Origin of the sequence: Brevibacterium sp. CCUG 69071 (assembly GCF_021023135.1) — a bacterium.
GTDB lineage: Bacteria > Actinomycetota > Actinomycetes > Actinomycetales > Brevibacteriaceae > Brevibacterium.
In genome coordinates this window covers 1,030,288-1,051,030 of record NZ_PGFV01000001.1, presented here as the reverse complement: position 1 = coordinate 1,051,030, position 20,743 = coordinate 1,030,288, and the positions used below count along the sequence as shown (strand labels likewise).

14 protein-coding genes are annotated in these 20,743 nt (G+C 66.7%); 8 read left to right on the top strand and 6 right to left on the bottom strand.

Annotated features, from left to right (window positions below; translation table 11 throughout):
- Together hisD and nrdR are read left to right on the top strand one after the other, a co-directional pair.
- On the top strand, positions 1-1,311 hold the full coding sequence (hisD, locus tag CV023_RS04805; RefSeq protein ID WP_230744288.1) for a histidinol dehydrogenase: 1,311 nt from the start codon (positions 1-3) through the stop codon (positions 1,309-1,311).
- 2 nt (positions 1,312-1,313) lie between these two features.
- A complete protein-coding gene (nrdR, locus tag CV023_RS04800) occupies positions 1,314-1,811 on the top strand; it encodes a transcriptional regulator NrdR (protein WP_230744287.1) in 498 nt (165 codons plus the stop codon).
- A 518-nt stretch (positions 1,812-2,329) separates the two neighbouring features.
- Here nrdR and CV023_RS04795 read toward each other — a convergent pair.
- Together CV023_RS04795 and CV023_RS04790 are read right to left on the bottom strand one after the other, a co-directional pair.
- The gene (locus CV023_RS04795) at positions 2,330-4,549 is read right to left on the bottom strand and encodes a HelD family protein (RefSeq protein ID WP_230744286.1); all 2,220 of its coding nucleotides are present in this window, start codon (positions 4,547-4,549) and stop codon (positions 2,330-2,332) included.
- Positions 4,550-4,636: 87 nt separating this feature from the next.
- Positions 4,637-5,428: a spermidine synthase gene (locus tag CV023_RS04790; protein WP_230744285.1), complete on the bottom strand. Its 792-nt coding sequence runs from the start codon at positions 5,426-5,428 to the stop codon at positions 4,637-4,639.
- Positions 5,429-5,634: 206 nt separating this feature from the next.
- Here CV023_RS04790 and CV023_RS04785 point away from each other — a divergent pair, with 206 nt between their 5' ends.
- Both CV023_RS04785 and CV023_RS04780 read left to right on the top strand, forming a co-directional pair.
- Positions 5,635-6,846: a DUF4192 family protein gene (locus CV023_RS04785; RefSeq protein WP_230744284.1), complete on the top strand. Its 1,212-nt coding sequence runs from the start codon at positions 5,635-5,637 to the stop codon at positions 6,844-6,846.
- 138 nt (positions 6,847-6,984) lie between these two features.
- Positions 6,985-8,493, top strand: a complete 1,509-nt coding sequence (locus CV023_RS04780) for an RNA polymerase sigma factor (protein WP_269067043.1) — start codon at positions 6,985-6,987, stop codon at positions 8,491-8,493.
- A gap of 71 nt (positions 8,494-8,564) precedes the next feature.
- Here the strand turns inward: CV023_RS04780 and CV023_RS04775 are convergent, their stop codons facing one another.
- Positions 8,565-9,416 carry an N-acetylmuramoyl-L-alanine amidase gene (locus CV023_RS04775; RefSeq protein ID WP_230744282.1) on the bottom strand — a complete coding sequence of 284 codons (852 nt, stop codon included), beginning with the start codon at positions 9,414-9,416 and terminating at the stop codon, positions 8,565-8,567.
- 127 nt (positions 9,417-9,543) lie between these two features.
- On the opposite strand from CV023_RS04775, the gene CV023_RS04770 reads away from it, so the two are divergent.
- On the top strand, positions 9,544-11,655 hold the full coding sequence (locus CV023_RS04770) for a DNA gyrase/topoisomerase IV subunit B (RefSeq protein ID WP_230744281.1): 2,112 nt from the start codon (positions 9,544-9,546) through the stop codon (positions 11,653-11,655).
- A gap of 179 nt (positions 11,656-11,834) precedes the next feature.
- On the opposite strand, the gene CV023_RS04765 is transcribed toward CV023_RS04770, so the two are convergent.
- Together CV023_RS04765 and CV023_RS04760 are read right to left on the bottom strand one after the other, a co-directional pair.
- Positions 11,835-12,728, bottom strand: a complete 894-nt coding sequence (locus tag CV023_RS04765; RefSeq protein WP_230744280.1) for a M56 family metallopeptidase — start codon at positions 12,726-12,728, stop codon at positions 11,835-11,837.
- 18 nt (positions 12,729-12,746) lie between these two features.
- Positions 12,747-13,109, bottom strand: a complete 363-nt coding sequence (locus CV023_RS04760) for a BlaI/MecI/CopY family transcriptional regulator (RefSeq protein WP_230744279.1) — start codon at positions 13,107-13,109, stop codon at positions 12,747-12,749.
- Between the two features lie 293 nt (positions 13,110-13,402).
- On the opposite strand from CV023_RS04760, the gene CV023_RS04755 reads away from it, so the two are divergent.
- Genes CV023_RS04755 through cydC form a run of 3 tightly spaced genes read left to right on the top strand, consistent with a single transcriptional unit; the run spans position 13,403 to position 19,526 of the window.
- A complete protein-coding gene (locus tag CV023_RS04755; protein WP_230744278.1) occupies positions 13,403-14,980 on the top strand; it encodes a cytochrome ubiquinol oxidase subunit I in 1,578 nt (525 codons plus the stop codon).
- An 11-nt stretch (positions 14,981-14,991) separates the two neighbouring features.
- On the top strand, positions 14,992-16,014 hold the full coding sequence (cydB, locus tag CV023_RS04750) for a cytochrome d ubiquinol oxidase subunit II (protein WP_230744277.1): 1,023 nt from the start codon (positions 14,992-14,994) through the stop codon (positions 16,012-16,014).
- On the top strand, positions 16,011-19,526 hold the full coding sequence (gene cydC / locus CV023_RS04745) for a thiol reductant ABC exporter subunit CydC (RefSeq protein ID WP_230744276.1): 3,516 nt from the start codon (positions 16,011-16,013) through the stop codon (positions 19,524-19,526). The genes cydB and cydC overlap by 4 nt, the downstream gene beginning before the upstream one ends.
- Here cydC and sepH read toward each other — a convergent pair.
- A complete protein-coding gene (gene sepH, locus CV023_RS04740) occupies positions 19,501-20,628 on the bottom strand; it encodes a septation protein SepH (protein ID WP_230744275.1) in 1,128 nt (375 codons plus the stop codon). The genes cydC and sepH overlap by 26 nt on opposite strands.
- Between the last annotated feature and the right edge of the window lie 115 nt (positions 20,629-20,743).

The following is a 20,743-nucleotide window of genomic DNA, read 5'->3' as shown; positions in this document are numbered from 1 at the left end:
ATGGTGCGGGTGAACATTCTGGACTTCCGCGGTGAGACCCTGAGCAAGCGATTCCTCAACCAGCGCCTGCCGCGCGCCGCCGAGACCCATGCCGACATCGAACGTCGGGTGGCCGAGCTGCTCGAGACCGTGCGGACCGGCGGCTCCCGGGCCGTGAAGGACTTCACCGCGCGGTTCGATGCGGTCGAGGTCGATGCACTGCGCGTGCCGACCTCGGCCATCGATGCCGCCGAGGCACAACTGGCACCCGAGGTCCGGGCCGCCCTGAGCGAATCCATCTCGCGGGCTCGCCGCGTCGCCGAGGACCAACGTCCCGCCGATGTGCGCACTCAGCTGGCCGACGGTGCCTTCGTCACCACTCGGCACCTGCCGATCGAACGGGTCGGTCTCTATGTGCCGGGCGGTCTCGCCGTCTACCCGTCGACGGTGATCATGAACGTCGTCCCCGCGCAGGTCGCCGGGGCGCACTCGCTGGCGATCGCAAGCCCGCCGCAGGCCGACGGCCTGCCGCACCCGACAGTGCTCGCCACCGCCCGGCTCCTCGGCGTCGAAGAAGTCTGGGCGATGGGCGGGGCTCAGGCCGTCGGAGCACTGGCCTTCGGGTTCGACGACGAGGAGGTGCTGGAACCGGTCGATCTCATCACTGGCCCCGGCAACGCCTACGTCGCGGCCGCGAAGTCGCTCGTGCGTTCCCAGGTCGGCATCGATGCGGTGGCCGGTCCGACGGAGATCATCATCCTCGCGGATTCGACCGCGAATCCGGCCTTCGTCGCCGCCGACCTCATCAGCCAGGCCGAGCACGATGAACTCGCCGCCTCCGTGCTCGTCACCGATTCCGCCGAATTGGCCGAGCGGGTGCGTGAGCAGCTGCGGGCGCAGACTCCCGAGGCCAGCAACTCCGAGCGCATCGCCACGGCTCTGGCCGGTCAGCAGTCGGCGATCGTGCTCGTCGACGACCTCGATGCCGGCATCGCCGTCGTCAACGGCTACGCCGGCGAGCACGTCGAGATCCACACCGCCGAGGCGGCTGCCGTGGCTGGGCGGATCACCAACGGGGGAGCTGTGTTCCTCGGCGATTGGTCTCCCGTGTCCCTCGGCGACTACTGCGCCGGCTCGAACCACGTGCTGCCGACCATGGGTACGGCCGCGCACGGCTCGGGCCTCGGTGTGCACTCGTTCATCAAGGTCAGCCAGGTCATCGACTACGACCGCGCGGCACTGGCCGAGGTCGCCGACCATGTCGAGGTGCTCGCTGCCAGCGAAGCGCTCCCGGCGCATGGTCGGGCCGTGTCGATTCGATTCGAGGAGTAGAGATGCGCTGTCCGTTCTGCCGTGAGTCGGATTCCCGGGTCGTCGATTCGAGGACCAGCGAAGACGGTGCCGCGATCCGCCGGAGGCGGCAGTGCCGTCACTGCGGTCGCCGCTTCACGACCATGGAGGCCACGAGCCTGTCGGTGATCAAACGGTCGGGAGTGACCGAGGAGTTCTCCCGCCAGAAGATCATGTCCGGGGTGCGCAAGGCCTGCCAGGGACGTCCCGTCGGCGATGACGATCTGGCGAAGCTGGCGCAGAAGGTCGAGGAGGACATCCGCTCGAAGGGCATCGCGGAGATCGATGCCGACGAGGTGGGCCTGAGCATCCTCGAACCCCTGCGTGAGCTCGACCAGGTCGCCTACCTGCGCTTCGCCAGCGTCTACCAGGGCTTCGACTCGCTCGAGGACTTCGAAGCCGCCATCGACTCCCTGCGAGCAGATGCGCTGCTTCGCGCGGGGGAGACGCGCGAACCGCTGCCCGAGGACTTCCAGGCCTGATCACCCGGCTCGGGTCGACGATCCGACCGCCTGCATCGGCGCGGATGTGAGGTCGAGGAAAATTCCTCACAGAAATCTCGGATCCGAGTGCACTGCCACAGCGATAGTTGTGTAATATTGACAGTGCGCGCTACGGCGCGCGGCCGCTTGCGGTTCGGAGGGGAAGCCGAACCCAAGCGGCCTTTAACTTTTCCGCCTGCAGGTGTGCTATCTGACCATCAACCCGGCTGCTCTGCGTTGGGCGTGCGCCTCAGACCATTCCGCCTGCAGCCCCGCGCGATGACGACGTCCCGCCATCACACTGTCTCATCACCACGACGTCTCGTCGCCACATCGTCTCATCACCAAGCCGTCCCGCGGCGAGGGAGCTGCCAGTCCACGCGAAGCTCGAAAAAGTCGTCTCTTGTGACGATGTTTTCGAGCTTCGCGTGGACTGAGCCGCAAATGGTGCGGATTTCGCGTTGACTGAGCCTCCAGGGGCGTCTGGAGGCCGAACCGTCAGCGGGTCAGCTGGCGGCTCAGTCCGTGCTGGGGTGCATGAGCTCCGTGAGTTCGGTGTCGACGGAGGCGAGGATCCGCAGCCGTTCGGTGGTGCGGGTCAGGGACACATAGAGCGCCCCGGCCCCGTCCTCACTCCCGACCGGCGCGATCTGCCCGGGCTCGACGATGATGACCGAATCGAACTCGAGACCTTTGGCCTGCTGCGGTGTGATGACGGCGATCTGACTGTCCAGCCCGGTCTCCGAGCGTCCGATGTCGAAGCCGGCGAGCGCCTCGGCGACCGCGTCGATGAGCAGGTCATCGGCGATGACGGCGATCTTGCCGCCGTCGACGGCCTCGACCTCCTCCGTCGCAGCCGAGACCAGGCCCGCGAGCACCTCGGCGCCGGTGGCATACGAATCCAGGCGCGGATCCTGACCGCCCTGGCGCACCGACTCGACGAGTTCGAGCTGCGGGAAATGGCGATGCAGGAAGCTGTTCGCCAGATCCATCACCGACTGCGGGGTGCGGTAGGAAACCGTGAGCACCTGGAGGGCGTAGCGGTCACCGACGAAGTCCCCGAGGATCGACCGCCAGGTGCGGGCCCTGTCGACCTGGGTGGACTGGGCGAGGTCCCCGACGACGGTCGCCGACTTCGAGGGCACCCGCCGGAACAGGAGGCGCCACTGCATGGGGGAGAGCTCCTGCGCCTCATCGACGACGAGGTGGCCGTAGGTCCATTCCCGATCCTCGATGGCGCGCTCGGCGAGGGTAATGGCTGGGCCTTCCTCCTCCCAGCGGGCCGCGAGGGTCTCGGCGCTGACCATGCCCCCGGTCTCGGTCATGTCGACGACCGCCTCGGCGTACTCCCGCGCGGAATCGTCGCGGGCCTGGGTCTGTTGGGGGCTCGTGCCCAGCAGCTCGGCCAGCTCATCGAGCAGCGGAACGTCTTCGACCGTGAACGGCGCATTCGTCGGTCGCAGCAGCAGCTCCTGCTCGGCCGGGCTGAGCATCCTGCCCGCAGCGGCCTGCAGCTTGTGCGGCTTGTTCAGCAGCGCCCGTAGGGCAGAGGCGGGGCTGATGGGGAACCACGCGAGGTTGAGGGCACGGCGGACGTCGACGCTCGAGCGCAGCTCTTCGAGCAGCTCGGGCAGACGCTCTCCGGCGCCGTCGAGGCCCATCTCCTTGGCAAGATCCTCGGCGAGGATCTTGAGCAGACCGGTGGCGAAGCCGTTGCGGGAGGCATTGTGCGGATCCCCGCTGCGCCGGGCACGGTCCCGGGCGCTGCGCACATCGCGCCTGCGCAGCCAGATCGTGTAGGAGCCGACACGCAGCTCCTCATCCTGATCGGGAACGCGCTCATAGTTCGCGACGTGATTCTTCAGCACGCGCGCCATCTCCGCACGTCCCTTGACCCGGGCCGTGTCGGGGGCGTCGGCCGTATCGGTCTCGAGGCCGGGATAGAGCTGACCGGGAGTCAGCAGCAGTGCACCCGTCTCGCCGAGGCTGGGCAGCACCTTCTCGATGTATTTGAGGAACACGGTGGAGGGCCCGACGAGGAGCACACCCGATTTCGCGATCCGTTCCCGGTGACGGTAGAGCAGATAGGCGGCACGGTGCAGAGCCACCGCGGTCTTGCCGGTGCCGGGGCCGCCCTGCACGACGAGCACGCCCTGCAGGGGCTGGCGGATGATGGCGTCCTGCTCGGCCTGGATAGTGGCGACGATATCGCCCATCCGACCCGTGCGATGAGTGGTCAGGGCCGCGATCAGCGCGCCCTCGCCCTGCAGGTTCGAGCGGTCCGCGTCGTCGAGGGCGTCGATGTCGAGCACATCGTCTTCGAGATCGGTGACCTTCCGGTCTTTCGTGACCAGGTGGCGACGGCGCACGACTCCGTCGGGATTGGCCGCGGTCGACTGGTAGAAGCGCTCCGCGGCCGGGGCCCTCCAGTCGATGAGGATCTGCTGGCGCTGGGCATCGGTGAGCCCGATGCGGCCGATGTAGCTGGGAGCGGACTCGTCGAGGAAGTCGAGGCGTCCGAAGCACAGCCCCTCCTCGGCGCTGTTGAGTCGGATCAGCTGATCCTCGTAGAGAGTGGCGAAGGCGTCGCGTTCGCTGCGGTGCTGATGGTTGCCGCCGACTTCGGAGATCCTCACCGTCCCCAGACGGTAGCTCGTCTCCTCCCGCAGCTCATCGAGTCGTGCATAGAGCTCGTCGAGCTTGGTCTGCTCAACGTGTATTTCAGAAGTCTCGGTCATCTCACCTTCCCCGGTCGGCATTCAATTATGCCGAACTTTCGGCGCCGAATGTAGCCGAACACCACAATTCGGTCCCCGTGCTCTCTGTCACACGCCGAGGCGGGAGCGCAATTCGTCTTCGTCGAGGAACGTCGCCATGGTGTGGGCGGTGCGCAGACGACGATCGAGATCGGCCGTGGGGAGGGGAGAATTCGAGGCGAAGACCACGACATTGCCGCGCCTGCGGCCCTTGAGGATCGCTGGTTCGGTGGCCGCGGCACAGTGCGCGAAATGCCTACGCAGCTCCACCAGTTCGGCCTTGAGCACCCGGTGGTCGCCGGAGTCGGGGACATTGGCGAGGTAGATGCCGGTGTCCTTGAGTGCGAGTGCGCAGGCGGCGAAGAACGTGTCGGTCTGCAAGTCCGCGGGAACCTCGTCGGAGGAGAAGGCATCGCGGACGAGGACGTCGAGGGTGTCGGGCCGGAAGGAGTCGATCTCGACTGCCCCGTCACCGGCGCGCAGGGCCAAGGCGGGGGAGCGGGGCAGGTCGAACCACCGACGCGAACAGTCGAGCAGCACGGGGTCGATGTCGATCGCCGTCTGCTTCGACCCCGGCCGCGCCGCATGCAGCGCCCGGGCCAGGGCGCAGCCGGCGGCGCCGATGTGGACGGCACGCAGCGACCCGGCAGCAGCCTGGACCTCGATCGCACGGAACATCCAGTCGAGGTACTCGAAGTCGAGGCGCAGGGGATCGCTGAGGGTGATCGACGAGGAGGGGACGCCGTTGACGTGGAGGACATAGCTGTCGGCCTCGCCGTCGACCTTCTCGAGTCGTGCGGTACCCGTCTTGATGTCGACGACTTGCGCGCTGGGGGCTGTGAATATCTGTCTCTTCGCCACACCTCCCTTCTATGCCAGTCGGCCCCCTGATGCAATTCGGCCCGGATCTCCGTGGGGACCGATGATGCGACTCGAGTGCAATCGCCCTGTGGACACGGGGACGTCTTCCACAGGCGGGCCGGCGAGTCTGGCGCAGTGGAAGGACATTCGGCTGAAGTTGGCACAGGGCCGCAGCGCAGCGGCAGAAGGACGTGAGGAGAGAAGCCATGGAGACTCCAGCCAGAACCGCCGAGGACATCATCGGGATCGTGCCGCACACCCTCGGCTACATCCCGCAGGACAGTCTGGTCGCCGTCATCGTCGGCACCGAGGCCGATGGAACGCAGTCGTGCGCGACGACGTTGCGCACCGACTTCACACTTGAGACGGCCGCGTGCATCGTCGCCGAAGGCGGCGGGTGGTACGCCGATCTGATCTCGCGCGCGTGCGCTGTCAGCGGGGTCTTCCTCCTCCTCTACGACGAGGAGTACCTGAGCATCGGCTCGATCGGCGACCGAGCCGGCTCCGGTGACCCTGCAGTATCCGGCGACCCAGCCGACTCCGGCGAGTACCTCCAGGTGCACAGGGGACTGATCAGGGCGGCGATCGACGAGATCGCCATCTCCCTGGGCGAGAAGGAGATCGACACTCTGAGCGCGTGGTGGATCGCCGGGGAGAGCTTCGGTCGGATCGACGAGGACGGAGAGAACCGCAGGCCGCTCGCCGATGCCACCACCTCTGCCTGCGCGACCGAACTCATCGCCGGAGGCTCCAACCCCGTGGCCTCACCGCAGGAACTCGTGACCAGACCCCTGAGCGATGAAGAGTTCGCCCTCAGCCGCAAGGACGCCGAGACCACAGCAATGGAGCTGCGCGAAGCCTTCGACGTCCTCGCCGAGGTCTATCCGGAACTCGACCGAATCCGTCGCGACGACGCCGCCTTCGAGGAATCGGAGTTCTCGAATCTGCTCGGTCTGCGCACGGTCATCGCCATCGACACCATCCTCGGTCAGAAATGGTCCAGGGACACGCTCGAGATGATCCTCAGCTTCGATCACCCAGACTTCGTCCCCGAGGCGGTCCTCGACTGTGCGCCGGGCCAGCTGTACGAGATCGCCCGGAGGCAAGGATCCTCAGCGGCGGCGGCCGGGCAGATCGTGGGACTGTCAGCGCGCTCGCCGCGCCCTCGGGATGTGCTGGTGGGCATCGCATTCCTCCGGGCCTATCTCCCGCTCGGCCATCCCGATGTTCGAGCCACCGCCTATGCCGTCATCGCCTGGTTCGAATGGGCCCTGGGCGGATCGACGATGGCCGAGCAGTTCGCCCGCGCCGCCCTCGAGCTCGACGCGGAGCATGGGATGGCGAAGCTGATCACGGGGGCCGTGGAGGCCGGTTACCTGCCCCGCTGGCTGATGGCGACACCGACCGCCCCGTTCTGAAGCCGAACGTCGATTCGCAAAGGCGGGAATAACGTGAGAAAATTGAGCGTTGACCCTGTCATTGCATCATGGGAGAACTCTGCGTTCGCCCTGGGACCGATCCTCGGACCCCTTGACATGGGTCTTAGTACTGTCCTGATGCATGGAGAAGTTTCAACGCTCGCGAAAGGTGAACACGTGCCGAGAGTCGACAAGGAATCCACAACGGTGACGGAGAAGTCGGAGGGAACGGCCACTACCTCGACCGGTGGATCCAAGACCGCAACGGCGTCGAAGGGATCCGCGAAGACGACGAAGGCGTCGAGCTCCACAGCCAAGAAGACTGCACCTGCGAAGACCACTGCGGCGAAGACCACTGCGGCGAAGAAGACGACCGCAGCGAAGTCCACCGTGACCAAGACCGCCGCGGCGAAGACCACGGGGGCGAAGGCTGCTTCTACCGCCAAGTCGGGGGAGACGACCAAGTCGACCGCGGCCAAAGAGGCGAAGAAGGCCGCCGCCGACAAGCCTGCCAAGGGCGCCGGGGCGAAGAAGAAGTCCGATGTGGACATCGACACCGCCGAGGAGGTCGAGCCCACCGCGGATGCCCTGGCGACCGAGCAGAGCCCCGCCGAGGCGACCGAGACGAAGAACTCGGAGGAGAAGGAGAAGAACGCCGCCGTCACCGAGGCGGGCGGCTTCATCGTCTCCGACGCCGACGAGGAGGATGCTCCGGCTCAGCAGGTCGTCTCCGCCGGTGCCACCGCCGACCCGGTCAAGGACTACCTCAAGCAGATCGGCAAGGTGGCGCTGCTCAACGCCGCCGAAGAGGTGGACCTGGCCAAGCGCATCGAGGCCGGCATGTACGCCGAACACCTCCTCGACACCGGAGAGGTCAGCGAACCGCGGGCGACCATGGACTACAAGTGGATCATCCACGACGGTCGGATCGCGAAGAACCACCTGCTCGAGGCGAACCTCCGTCTCGTCGTGTCCCTGGCCAAGCGCTACACCGGTCGTGGAATGCTCTTCCTCGACCTCATCCAGGAGGGCAACCTGGGCCTGATCCGTGCGGTCGAGAAGTTCGACTACACCAAGGGATTCAAGTTCTCCACGTATGCGACCTGGTGGATCCGTCAGGCCATCACCCGCGCCATGGCAGACCAGGCCCGCACCATCCGCATCCCGGTGCACATGGTCGAGGTCATCAACAAGCTGGCTCGGGTGCAGCGGCAGATGCTGCAGGACCTGGGTCGCGAGCCGAGCCCCGAAGAGCTCGCCAAGGAACTCGACATGACGCCCGAGCGCGTCGTCGAGGTCCAGAAGTACGGTCGCGAGCCGATCTCACTGCACACGCCGCTGGGCGAGGACGGCGACTCGGAGTTCGGCGACCTCATCGAGGACTCCGAAGCGGTCGTCCCCTCGGATTCGGTCAGCTTCACCCTGCTGCAGGAGCAGCTGCATTCGGTCCTCGATACGCTCTCCGAGCGTGAGGCCGGTGTCGTCTCCATGCGCTTCGGGCTCAACGACGGTCAGCCGAAGACCCTGGACGAGATCGGCAAGGTCTACGGGGTCACTCGTGAGCGGATCCGCCAGATAGAGTCCAAGACCATGGCGAAGCTGCGTCACCCGTCCCGGTCCCAGGTGCTGCGCGACTACCTCGACTGATTCGTCGAGGAGTCCTTCGCAGACGGATGATGAGACAGCCGCGGTCCGCTCGGGCCGCGGCTGTCTTTCGTTCAGAACCAGTCGAGGATGCCGTGCAGCAGGGCGTCCGCGTACTTCTGCTGACCGGACTTCTCCTCCATCAGCTTCGCCTCCTCGGGATTGCGCATCTCGCCGCACTCGACGATGACGGCGGGCACCGAGGCGTTGTTCAGCCCCGCCAGGTCCGGACGGCGACTGATCGCCTGCTTGCCGTAGGCCGTGTTCTGAGTGAAGGACTCGCCCATGGACGAGCTCAGCGACTTCGCCAGCCGGTCCGAGTCCTCTTCGACGTCGGCGGAAGTCCCCGGCTTCGCGACGATGACGTGGAAACCCTGCACCGAGGTGGACTCGCTGCCATTGGCGTGGATGCTCACGAGCACATCGGCGTCATCGGCGAAGGTGCCCCGCTCATCCACGCACGGACCGACTCCGTCGTTGTCGTGGCGACTGAGGACCACCTCGGCGCCGGCATCCTCAAGGGATTCGGTGAGGATGCCGGCGACGGCCCAGGTGAAATCGGTCTCCGGAAAGTCCGAGGCGGTCGCGGTGCCCGTCGTATTGCAGGCCTTCGTCCCGCCTCGACCATCGGGCACGGGACGGGCGATCTCCGAGGTGTGGGAGGCATTTCCTCCGTTGTGACCGGGATCGATGGCGATGGTGCGGCCGCTGAGATCGGCCTCGGGAGCTGGGGACTTCGTTCCGTCCGCGGCACCGGCGTCGGGTTCGGCGGCCTGGGTGCCGGACTCGGTGGGATCGGCTACGGCCTCGGGATCGACCGGGGTCGGGGCGGACGGTGTGCCGACGTCCTCGCCGCAGGCGCTCAGACCCGGCAGTGCGAGCCCGGCGCACAACACGAGAGGCAGGAGAAGGCGGGAACGCGTCATGCCGTCATTGTTTCAGCAAAAGCGGCCGAAAAGCGCAGTTTCGCGGGGATCGGATCTCGACACGGCACCGAGGAATGCGGGATCCGGGCCGCCAGCGATTAGGATTTAATCGAACGAGAGGAAATCTGTGGAAGACGAAAGCTACGGCGCCAGGCATCTGTCAGTTCTGTCCGGACTCGAGGCGGTGCGCAAGCGCCCGGGAATGTACATAGGAACGACGGACTCCCGCGGACTCATGCACTGTCTGTGGGAGGTCATCGACAACTCCGTCGACGAGGCCCTGGGTGGTCACGGCAAAGAGATCCTCATCGAGCTCGCCCCCGACGGCTCGGTCGCGGTGACCGACAAGGGCCGCGGCATCCCTGTCGACATCGAGCCGAAGACCGGGCTGACCGGTGTGGAGGTCGTGATGACCAAGCTCCACGCCGGCGGCAAGTTCGGCGGCACCTCCTATGCGGCCTCCGGCGGACTGCACGGTGTCGGCGCCTCCGTCGTCAATGCCCTGTCCGCGCGCCTCGACGTCGAGGTCATCCGCGGTTCGAAGGTGCACAAGATGTCCTTCCGCCGAGGTGTGCCCGGCCGATTCGACGACTCTTCGGGCCAGCCTGGACCCGACAACCCCTTCGAGGAGTTCCAGGAGGCGACCGGCCTCGACATCGTCGGCAAGGCCAAACGCGGAGCCACCGGCACCCGGGTCCAGTACTGGGCCGATCCGCAGATCTTCCTCTCCAAGGCCCAGTTCGACTACCCGCACCTCGTCGAGCGCGCCCGACAGACGGCGTTCCTCGTTCCCGGACTCGAGCTGCGCATCGTCGATCGCCGCCGCGTCGCCCGCGATGAGACGGGCGAAGTCATCGCCGAACGCGAAGAGGTCTTCAAGTTCGACGGCGGCATCACCGAATTCGTCGACCACCTCTCGATCGATCCGCCGATCACCGACACCTGGCGACTGCAGAACACCGGCAGCTTCAAGGAGACGGTGCCGGTGCTCGACTCGACCGGGCACCTGGTCTCGAAAGAGGTCGAACGCGAAGTCGGCGTCGACATCGCGCTGCGCTGGGGGACCGGCTATGACACGAAGATCAAGTCCTTCGTCAACGTCGTCTCCACCCCGCACGGCGGCACCCACCTCTCCGGGTTCGAACAAGCCAGCCTCAAGGCGATGCGCAAGGCCGTCGAGGCGAATGCGCGCAAGCTCAAACTCGGCAAGGACAAACTCGAGAAGGACGATGTCCTCGCCGGTCTGACCGCGGTGGTCACCGTGCAGCTGTCCGAACCGCAGTTCGAGGGCCAGACCAAGGAGGTCCTCGGCACTGCCGCGGTCCGCCAGATCGTGGCCAAGACCGTCGAAGCGCAGCTCGGCGACATCCTGTCGTCGACGAAGCGGGCCGAGAAGCAGCAGGCGGCCGTGCTCATGGAGAAGGTCGTCGCCGAACTCAAGTCGCGCATCTCAGCACGCACGCACAAGGAGAATCAGCGTCGCAAGACCGCGCTCGAGGCGTCCTCGCTGCCGGCGAAGCTCTACGACTGCCGTGACAACGGAGTGGAGAACACGGAGCTGTTCATCGTCGAGGGCGACTCGGCGATGGGCACGGCCAAGGCCGCCCGCAACTCCGATCATCAGGCACTGTTCCCGATCCGCGGCAAGATCCTCAACGTCCAGAAGGCGACCCTGGCCGACATGCTGGCCAATGTGGAATGCGCCGCCCTGATCCAGGTCATCGGCGCCGGGTCCGGTCGCAGCTTCGACGTCGAGGCCGCCCGCTACGGCCGAGTCATCATCATGACCGATGCCGACGTCGACGGCGCCCACATCCGCACCCTGCTGCTGACCCTGTTCTTCCGCTACATGAAGCCCCTGGTCGAAGAGGGAAGGGTCTTCGCCGCGGTGCCGCCGCTGCATCGGGTGGAGGTCGTGACGAAGCGCGGAACCCCCAACGACGTCGTCTACACCTACTCGGAAGCCGAGCTGCACGCGCTGCTGAAGAAGCTCGAGAAGTCCAAGAAGACCTACAAAGAGCCGATCCAGCGCTACAAGGGACTCGGCGAGATGGATGCCGACCAGTTGGCCGAGACGACGATGGACCCGGACATGCGCACACTGCGCAGAGTCACGATGGCCGATGCCGAAGCCGCCGAGAACACCTTCGAACTCCTCATGGGCTCCTCGGTGGGACCGCGGAAGGAATTCATCGTCTCCGGTGCCGCGGTCCTCGACGCCGAACGCATCGACAGCTGAGCGACGTCCCGGTCGAGAGCCGACATCCCGGTCGAGAGCCGAAGTCGCGGTGATTGGCTGAGCGAACGCGGCGGCATCAGAGAACGGAGCCCCCGGCCGCAGCAGCGGTCGGGGGCTCCTGTCGTTCAGAGGCCGAAGATCTTCAGAGACTGAAGAAGACTATCAGCGCCTGAAGAACATCAGAGCCCGAAGACCGCGGGGGTGAGGATGAGCGCGGTGGGCACGAGCAGCAGCAGGATCGCGAGCAGGATCGAGGTCAGTCTGACCGGGATCCGGGTCGAATCCAGCGGGCGCGAGAGGCGGCGGATGCGCTGCTCGGAGAGATCGCCTCGGTGCTCCGGACTGATCGCCGCCGCCGCGCGCACCGCCTGAGCCAGAATCAGCGGATCGACGTGCTTGCGGGCCTGATCATCGGCCATCAGTTCGATGAGCCGGTTGACCGAATTCAGTCCGATCGCTGTGGCAGAGAAGAACGGCAGCGCCCGATGCCAGGCGGCGAAGGGGATGACGAGCACATCATGACGGAAGTCCAGATGCGCCCGCTCATGGGCGATGACCGCGGTGCGTTCGTTCTCACCCAGTGCTTCGAGCAGTCCTGTCGAGAGCACGGCGGTGCCTTTTCTGGGTCCTTGGGGAAGGCAGTAGGCGACCGCTTCGTCTGTGGCGATGATCCTCGTGTCGGGATGGGTCGCCGAGGGTTCGCTGAGCAGGTGCAGGATCTCGTCATGGCGCAGCCGGGTCCTGCGGGCGGTGTAGAAGGTCAGGGCCAGGCATCCCAGGAGCCGACCGATGAGCAGGAGCGCGATGACGAGGAAGACCCAGGCGAGAATGGAGAGTTCGGTGTGGGACTCGCCGCGCACGAGCTGCCATAGGCCCTGGGGGAGACTCGAGGACGAGGGGGAGACCGCGAAAGCCAGGGCGGTGCCGATGAGGGAGAGACCACCGGAGAGTCCGACCGACTGCCAGAGGACGACCTCGGAGATCGGGTCGCCGCGGAAACGCGAGAGGGCAGACGGAATCGGCCACGCGAGCAGAAAAGCGAGGACCGCAAGGATCGATCCCACGATGGTCATGGCGGTGACCGACCTGAGTCAGGAGTTGGTCGAGTGGTTGCGCCCGAGCAGGGTGCGCAGCGCCTTGGTGTCGGCTTCGGACACCGTACCGAGGAACCGAGCGAGAACAGCCTGGCGATCGGGAGCCTGGGAGAGCATCTCCGTCATCAGCTCGGCAACATGGTCTTCGCGCGTGGACACCGCGAGGTAGCGGTGCGGTCGGATGCTGCGATCTCGGGTGACGAAGCCCTTCTTCTCGAGTCGGGTGAGGACGGTGTGCACCGTCGTCAGCGCCAGATCGCGATCGGCGAGGACATCGCGGAGTTCGGCAGCACTCAGTCCGTCGTCATGCACCCAGATGGCGTCCATGACGCTTCGTTCGAGTTCGCCCAGTGTTCCCACAGTGTCCTTGTCCTTCGTGGTGATGTTTCTCTCTGCTCACCGATTCTACCTCTACAACGTGTCGAATTCCATGTGACATGACTCAACGTGTCGTGGGTTTCGCGCGCCCGGATCTCCGGCCGTGCGGAGGCCGCGACTGCCGCTGCTTCGGGGAGTAGCCTGGAAGCAGTCGGGCGATGGCCGCTCGGCGCTGGTACGAATCATTCTGAATGGCGAAACGACGACGAGACCGTTTCTACTGGATGTAGAATTCTACGTGACGTAGAAAAACAGTCTTTCCGAACGGAGTGCCCATGGACCTCGACCCGGTTCTCATCGGACGGTGGCAATTCGGCATCACCACCGTCTATCACTTCTGGATGGTTCCGCTCACCCTCGGGCTCGGGATGCTCGTCGCGATTCTGCAGACGATGTATCACCGCACCGGCAACGAGGTGTATCTGCGGAGTACGAAGTTCTTCGGCAAGCTCTTCCTCATCAACTTCATCATGGGTGTGGCCACCGGCCTGGTCCAGGAGTTCCAGTTCGGAATGGCCTGGAGCGAGTACTCCCGCTTCGTCGGCGACGTCTTCGGCGCCCCGCTGGCGCTGGAGGCACTTCTCGCCTTCTTCCTCGAATCGACTTTCCTCGGTCTCTGGATCTTCGGGTGGGGCCGGCTCCCACGGGCGATCCACCTCGGCGCGCTGTGGTGCGCGGTCATCGGGTCCTGGATCTCCGCGTACTTCATCATCGTCGCGAACTCGTGGATGCAGCACCCCGTCGGCGTCGAGATGGTCGACGGCCGGCCGGTGATGACCGACGTGTGGGCGGTGCTGACGAACAACACCGCCTTGGCGGCCTACACGCACACGCTCTTCGGCGCACTCGCCGTCGGCGGCTCCTTCCTGCTCGGCATCTCCTGGTACCACCTGCACCGGCGGCGCCGTGACGGCATCGACACGGTCGATGAGTCAGGCAAGGTCGTCGTCGGCGAGGCGCCCGAGGTGCCCGGCCGCGACAGAATCGACCACGCCGTGTGGATCCGCTCCCTGCGCATCGGCGCCATCGTCGGAATCATCGCCTTCGCCGGGGTCGCCATCACCGGCGACGTGCAGGCCAAGCTGATGTTCGAACAGCAGCCGATGAAGATGGCCTCGGCCGAAGGCGCCTGCCACGACGGCACCGAATTCTCCGTGCTCACCATCGGCGACCCCGCGACGAACGACTGCGACGGAGTCGAGAACATCTTCGAGATTCCCGGACTCCTCTCGTTCCTGGCCAAGGGCGACTTCTCCACCCCCGTCCACGGCGTCAACACCCTGCTGCCGGACTACCAGGAGAAGTACGGCACCAACCTGCCCGATGACCCCAAGTACGGCCAGCATGCGGGGGAGGCCATCGACTACCAGCCCATCATGATCGTCACCTACTGGGGATTCCGCTTCATGATCGGCTTCGGCCTGATCGCCGCCGGGGTCTGTGTCATCGGACTGTGGCTGACCCGCAAGGGAACCGTTCCGCGCTCGACCTGGCTGATGCGCGGTGCGCTGCTGGCCATCACCACCCCCTTCATCGCGAACTCCGCCGGCTGGGTGTTCACGGAGATGGGCCGCCAGCCCTTCGTCGTCGCTCCCAACCCGGCCCAGCTCGACGGGGTGTACATGTTCACCCAAGCCGCCCTCTCACCCGAAGTGACCCCTCCGATGCTCCTGTTCTCCCTGATCAGCCTGTCTCTGGTCTACGGCGTGCTGATGGTCGTCGAACTGCGGCTGCTCACGGTCTACATCAGGGGAGGGGTCGCCTCGGCGATGCCCGAACTCGCCGAGTCGAAGAAGAAGCACACACCGACGATCACGAATGACGGCGACGACGTCCTGTCATTCGCCTACTGAGGAGAGTCACGATGGAAATTCTCGCCACGATCTGGTTCGTCCTCATCGTCGTGCTGTGGATCGGATATCTGTTCCTCGACGGCTTCGACCTCGGCGTGGGCATGCTCATGCCGGTGCTCTCCCGCAGCGAACGCGGCAAACGCGTGCTGCTCAACTCGATCGGACCCGTCTGGGACGGCAACGAGGTCTGGCTGATCACGGCCGCCGGTGCGACCTTCGCGGCCTTCCCGCACTGGTACGCCTCGCTGTTCAGCGCCCTCTACATTCCCCTGACCGTGTGCCTGCTGGCACTGATCTTCCGTGCCGTGGCCATCGAATACCGCGGCAAAGGCCATACTCAGGCGTGGAAGTCCTTCTGGACCTGGGCGATGGCGCTGGGCTCGGCCGGCACCGCCTTCTGCGTCGGCGCGATGCTCGCGATCACGACCACCGGTCTGCCGCTCAACGCCAACGGCGACCTCGTCGGAGGAGCCTTCGCCTGGCTCTCCTGGCCGGCCGTGCTCGGCGGACTCGGTGGACTCGGCTTCACTCTGGCCCACGGCCTGATCTATCTCGGGCTGAAGACCCAGGCAGACATCCGTGCGCGGGCACAGCGCTGGGCGGTGCGTCTGATGCTGCCGGCCGCGGTGCCGTTCCTCATCTGGTTCGCCCTCTCGATCACGCACCGGACCTGGCTGGCCGTCCTCGTCGCCGCTTCCCTGGCCGCCTTCATCGCCGCCTTCTTCGCCGTGCGCGCGGGAGCCGAGAAGCGGGCCTTCGTCCTCCACGGAATCTACCTCGTCGCCGGTATCGCCGCGGTCTTCGCCGGGGCCTACCCCGATGTGCTGCCCTCGACGCTTGACCCGGCGAACTCGCTGACCATCGCCTCGGCCTCGTCCTCGCACTACACGTTGTCGGTGATGCTCATCGTCACGGTGATCTTCCTGCCGATCATCATCGGCTACCAGATCTTCAGCTATCGGATGTTCCTCGGCCGCCTGTCCGAGACCCACATCCCCGAGGCGCATCGGGTGCCGGTGGCGATCCGCTCGTGAGCTCACCCCTGTCGATCCTGTTCGAGCTGCCGCGCGGCAGGCATGGGCTCGCCCTGTCCGTGCTCAGTGCGCTGTCGCGGGCCGGAGGCATCATCCTCATCGCCGAGGCGCTCGTGCGCGCAATCATCGGCGGCTCCCCGACCGCCACGTGGGTGGTCCTCGGACTCCTCGGAGCCGGTCTGCGCGGGCTCGGGCTGTGGGCCGACCGCAGCCTCGGCGCGGGTCTGGCAGGGGAGAGCAGACGACTGCTGCGCTCGCGCCTGCTCACCGCGCTCCTGCGCGGCCGTGGCCGTCCCCGGGTGGATGCGGCGGTGACGGCGACCCGTGGGATCGACGACCTCGACGACTACTTCACCACCGTCGTCCCGGCACTTTCGTCCGCAGCCGTGGTTCCGGTCGTGCTGCTCACCCGAATCGTCTTCACTGACCTGCTCTCGGCGTTCATCATCGCCATCTGCCTGCCGCTGGTGCCCGTGTTCATGATCCTCATCGGCCGCTACACGGCTGAATCGACGGCGGAGAGCTCCACCGCCCTCGAACGGCTCTCGGACCATCTGGCCGAACTCGCCGAAGGCCTGCCCGTGCTCATCGGGCTCGGCCGCTCGCGCGATCACGCGAAACGGCTGCGAGAACTCGGCGAGAAGTATCACACCGCGAATCTCGCCACCCTGCGCATCGCCTTCCTGTCCAGCCTCGCACTCGAACTCATCGCCACGATCTCCGTGGCCCTCGTCGCCGTGGTCATCGGCCTGCGACTGGTCAACGGGAGCATGGACCTCGGTTCGGGACTGCTCGTCCTCCTCCTCGCCCCCGAATGCTTCATCCCCCTGCGCGAGCTCGGCGCCGGCTATCACGCGAGTGAGAACGGGCGCGAGTCCCGGAACCGGGCGCAGGCGCTCATCGACGAGGCCGAAGAGTCAGGGGCGCGCCCTGCGGTGGGCGGTTCCGGGACGAGTCTCCCCGGCCCGGACCACCAGGTCACCTATCCGAATGGGACCCGGATCTCGTGGACGGCGACGATCGCATCGTCACCGGGAGTGACCGTGGTCGCCGGCAGATCCGGGGCCGGCAAGTCGACGATCCTTGCCGCCCTGACCGACACCCTGCCCGCCGGGGCCGAGACGACCCTGAGGCCGATGCCCGCGGCATTCGTCCCGCAGACTCCGCGGCTCTTCGCCCATACCCTCGGAGGTGAGCTCGACCTCTTCGGACTGCCACACGAGCAGCAGTTCGAAGCCCTGACCGAGGCACGCCTGCCCGTGGACGTCGAGATGCCGACGGCCGCGCTGAGCCTGGGCCAGCAGCGGCGCCTCGCCCTCGTGCGGATCCTGCCCCGCCTCTCCGCGAGGGCCGAGGTGCTCGTCCTCGATGAGCCTACCGCGCACCTCGACGATGACAACGCGGCCATCATCATCGACCTGATCGCCGAGGCGGCCCGGACCATCCGCGTGGTCGCGGCCAGCCATGACGATCGGGTCCGGTCCCTGGCCGACACAGAGTTCGCACCCTCCAGGACGGTGATCGAGGTTCCCGGTTCGGCCGTCACGCCCGCGGCCGTTGCCGGGGCAGCCGCCGAGGCTCCCACGACTGCCGGTACGTCGGCGAACGCTGATCGGGGCTCCGGGGGAGCCGGGACTCGGATCGCAGACCATGACGGCGCCGTCGCAGAACGATTCGCGACCGACGGCAACCCGGTAGCCACGCCGCCGGAGCGCGACGGCACCCCGGAGACCCTGCCGGCGCGGGACGGGCACCGACACGGCCGGCCCGGGACCGCCTCGGCGAACTCACCCTGGACGGCAGTCCTGCGCCGGCGGTGGTCGATCCTGCGCTCGAGCCTGCCGCTGCTGAACCCGACGACGCTCGTGGCCCTTCTCGCCTCGTGCGGCTCGAGCCTCGCCGCGATCGCACTGACCGCGGTCTCGGCGTGGCTCATCGTCGAAGCCTCCTACCAGCCGCCGATCATGATCCTGCTGGTCGCCATCGTCGGCGTCCGATTCTTCGGCCTCAGCCGCTCCGTGCTGCTCTACCTCAGCAGGCTCAAGCTCCATTCGGCGATCTTCTCCTCCCTCGGCCGGCTCCGTGCGGGACTGTGGCGGCACTTCGAGAAGGTCGGCATGAGCGACCGGACGATGCTCACCTCCGATGCCGCGCTGCGCTCCATGGTCTCCGACGCCGACGATGTCCGCGATCTCGTGCCCCGCACCCTGTTCCCGCCGATCGCCTCAGCGCTCGTGCTCATCGCGGTCGTCATCGCGGCCGGGATGCTCGATCCCTCCACGGTGGTCCTGTTCATCGGCATCGGTGCGCTCAATCTCGTGCTGCTGCCGGTCATCGTCATCGCGACGGAGAGCTCGGTCGCCCGCCGAGCACGGGACGAACGGAGCCGGATCCTCGGGCTGCTCGCTCGCGGTCTTGGGGCCAAGGACGATCTGCGGGCCAACCGTGCCGATGCCGCGGTGCTCGCGGAGCTGCAGGGCCACGAATCACGCCTCGTCCGCGCCCAGCGGGCATCGGCACGCGGCTTCGGGCTGGCTCAGCTGTGGGTGCAGCTGAGCACCGTGGCCACGGCACTCGCGGCATCCCTGATCTCCGATGCTCCCACGGAGATCCTCGCCGTCCTCGTCCTCATGGCCTTGGGGCTGGGCGAGGTCTTCTCCGCGGCGCTGGGCGCCTTCCGACAGTGGCCGGCGCTCGGGATCGTCCTCGACCGCCTGCCCGACTTGGGGGAATCGACCTCAGCGGAGACCCGGGCAGTCCGTACAGGTCGTGGCGCACCGAATTCGGACGCTGCGCTGGAAGACGCGGACCGCCTCGGCGCCGGGGCACTGCGGGTGCGCGAACTCGACCTCGAGGCCATCACGGTCGGCTGGGATGGCGAACCGGTGCTGCGCGAGTTCGATCTGCATGCCGAGCAGGGACGCTGGACGCTGCTGTGCGGAGCCAGCGGAAGCGGGAAATCGACGGCTCTGAGCATCCTGCTGCGGTTCCTCGACCCCTGGTCGGGCAGCTACCGAGCCACGGACGCGGCGGGCTCCACGATCGATATGAGCGAACTCGCACCGTCCGATCTGGTCGGCCGGATCGCCTGGTGCCCGCAGGAGGCGCACATCTTCCGGTCGACGGTGCGGGGGAATCTGGCGTTGGCGCGGAAGGACACCCCCACGGCCGAGGAGATGTTCGCCGCCCTGCGCACCGCCGGACTCGAGGAATGGGCGCACGGCGAAGGACTCGACCTCTGGGTCGGCGACCACGGAGCCGATGTCTCGGGCGGACAGCGGCAGCGACTCGCCGTCGCGAGGACCCTGCTCAGCGGGGCCGAGGTCATCGTCCTCGACGAACCGACGGCTCACCTCGATGCGGAGACCGCGACGGCACTGATGGAAGACCTGCGGGAGAATCTGCGCTCACGCACGGTCGTGATGGTCACCCACGACCACGATCTCATCGCGGCCGAGGACCGGGTGATCAACCTCGGCGAGGCTGTCAGTCCCGCTTCGAGCCGAACATGATCTCGTCCCAGCTGGGGATCGAGGCGCGGGAGTTCTTCTTCGACTTCGGCTTCGAGTCGGCGCCCTTGGCACCTCCGCGGTCCTTGTACTGATCCGCACCCTCGCTGACCCCGGGCTCGTTGAGTAGGGAGAGCTGGTTGTCGTCATCGAAGGTGCCGACCTCCTGGGTCGGCACCTGCGGATCCTCGGGATCGTGGGCCGAGGCGTCTTCGAAGGCGAAGACCTCATCATCGCCGGCCGCCTCGGGGCGTCCCGGAGCGGTGTGGGCACCCTGCGGGTGAGTCTCGGGATCTTCGGTGACCGCACGCAGACGGGTCCGCGATTCGTCCTCGTCTTCGTGTCGACGACGCTTGCGGAGGTTCTCGAGGATGCGACCGGTCTCGGCCTGGTGGTCCCGCGGGGACTGGGACTCAGGGCCCCGGTCGCCGGTGGCCGCGTGCGTCGATGCTGCAGGGGCGGTGTCGGGCACCGGGGGCACATCGACTTCTTCGGTGGTCTGTCGGCGTTCGGTGCCGCTGCCGTAGTTCGGGATTGGTCCGGTGTCGGTCGGGCCCGAACCGGAGAGCCACGATGCCTCATCGTCGATCGGAGTCAGCGAGCGGCGGTAGTAGTTCCACCCGGCGGTGCGGACCCGGTCGGCCGCAGTGAAGCTGAGCTGGATGTACCAATTGCCATCCTGCTGCTTCCAAGCGTCCCAGTCCATCGTCTCGATGTCGACGTCGCGCATGGCCAGGCGGGTCTGGCAGAGCTCGATGAGCGGAGTCGGATCCCCATTGGGGTCGTGATCGGAATAGATCGGGTGGCGACTGGCCGTGTGGGCCATATGGGCGCGTTCGGCCAGGGCCGGGCGCTCATAGGTGCGCACCTGTTCGATGTCCGCGCCGGTGGAGGCGATGACGTCCTCGGCGCTCATTCCTCCGCGGATCATCGCCTGGATGTCCCGAGGTCGAACGGGGGAGTCGGCCTTGACCTGGGCGCGGTCCTTGCGGACTGCCGCATACAGAGCGTCGTCGAGGGCGACCCTGTACTGCAGACCGTTCTCGTCGGTCAGCAGCAGATGCGCACCTTCGGCGTCGACTCCGTGCAAGATCAGTTCACGCATGCCTTCAGCTCCTTAATCGCGTCTCACTTCGCATCGTGTCACGTCCCGGGGCGCGAGCAGAGCAGATTTCCGCGCGAGTCGCGAAATCACCGGGCAGATCGCCGCCCGGAGTCTG

What these genes read in the sequence shown, in the direction of transcription:
- nrdR (WP_230744287.1), top strand. Translation starts at nt 1,314, where the DNA reads ATGCGCTGTCCGTTCTGCCGTGAGTCGGATTCCCGGGTCGTCGATTCG.
- cydB (WP_230744277.1), top strand. Translation starts at nt 14,992, where the DNA reads ATGGAAATTCTCGCCACGATCTGGTTCGTCCTCATCGTCGTGCTGTGG.
- CV023_RS04755 (WP_230744278.1), top strand. Translation starts at nt 13,403, where the DNA reads ATGGACCTCGACCCGGTTCTCATCGGACGGTGGCAATTCGGCATCACC.
- CV023_RS04780 (WP_269067043.1), top strand. Translation starts at nt 6,985, where the DNA reads ATGCATGGAGAAGTTTCAACGCTCGCGAAAGGTGAACACGTGCCGAGA.
- CV023_RS04765 (WP_230744280.1), bottom strand. Translation starts at nt 12,728, where the DNA reads ATGACCATCGTGGGATCGATCCTTGCGGTCCTCGCTTTTCTGCTCGCG.
- hisD (WP_230744288.1), top strand. Translation starts at nt 1, where the DNA reads ATGGTGCGGGTGAACATTCTGGACTTCCGCGGTGAGACCCTGAGCAAG.
- sepH (WP_230744275.1), bottom strand. Translation starts at nt 20,628, where the DNA reads ATGCGTGAACTGATCTTGCACGGAGTCGACGCCGAAGGTGCGCATCTG.
- CV023_RS04785 (WP_230744284.1), top strand. Translation starts at nt 5,635, where the DNA reads ATGGAGACTCCAGCCAGAACCGCCGAGGACATCATCGGGATCGTGCCG.
- CV023_RS04795 (WP_230744286.1), bottom strand. Translation starts at nt 4,549, where the DNA reads ATGACCGAGACTTCTGAAATACACGTTGAGCAGACCAAGCTCGACGAG.
- CV023_RS04775 (WP_230744282.1), bottom strand. Translation starts at nt 9,416, where the DNA reads ATGACGCGTTCCCGCCTTCTCCTGCCTCTCGTGTTGTGCGCCGGGCTC.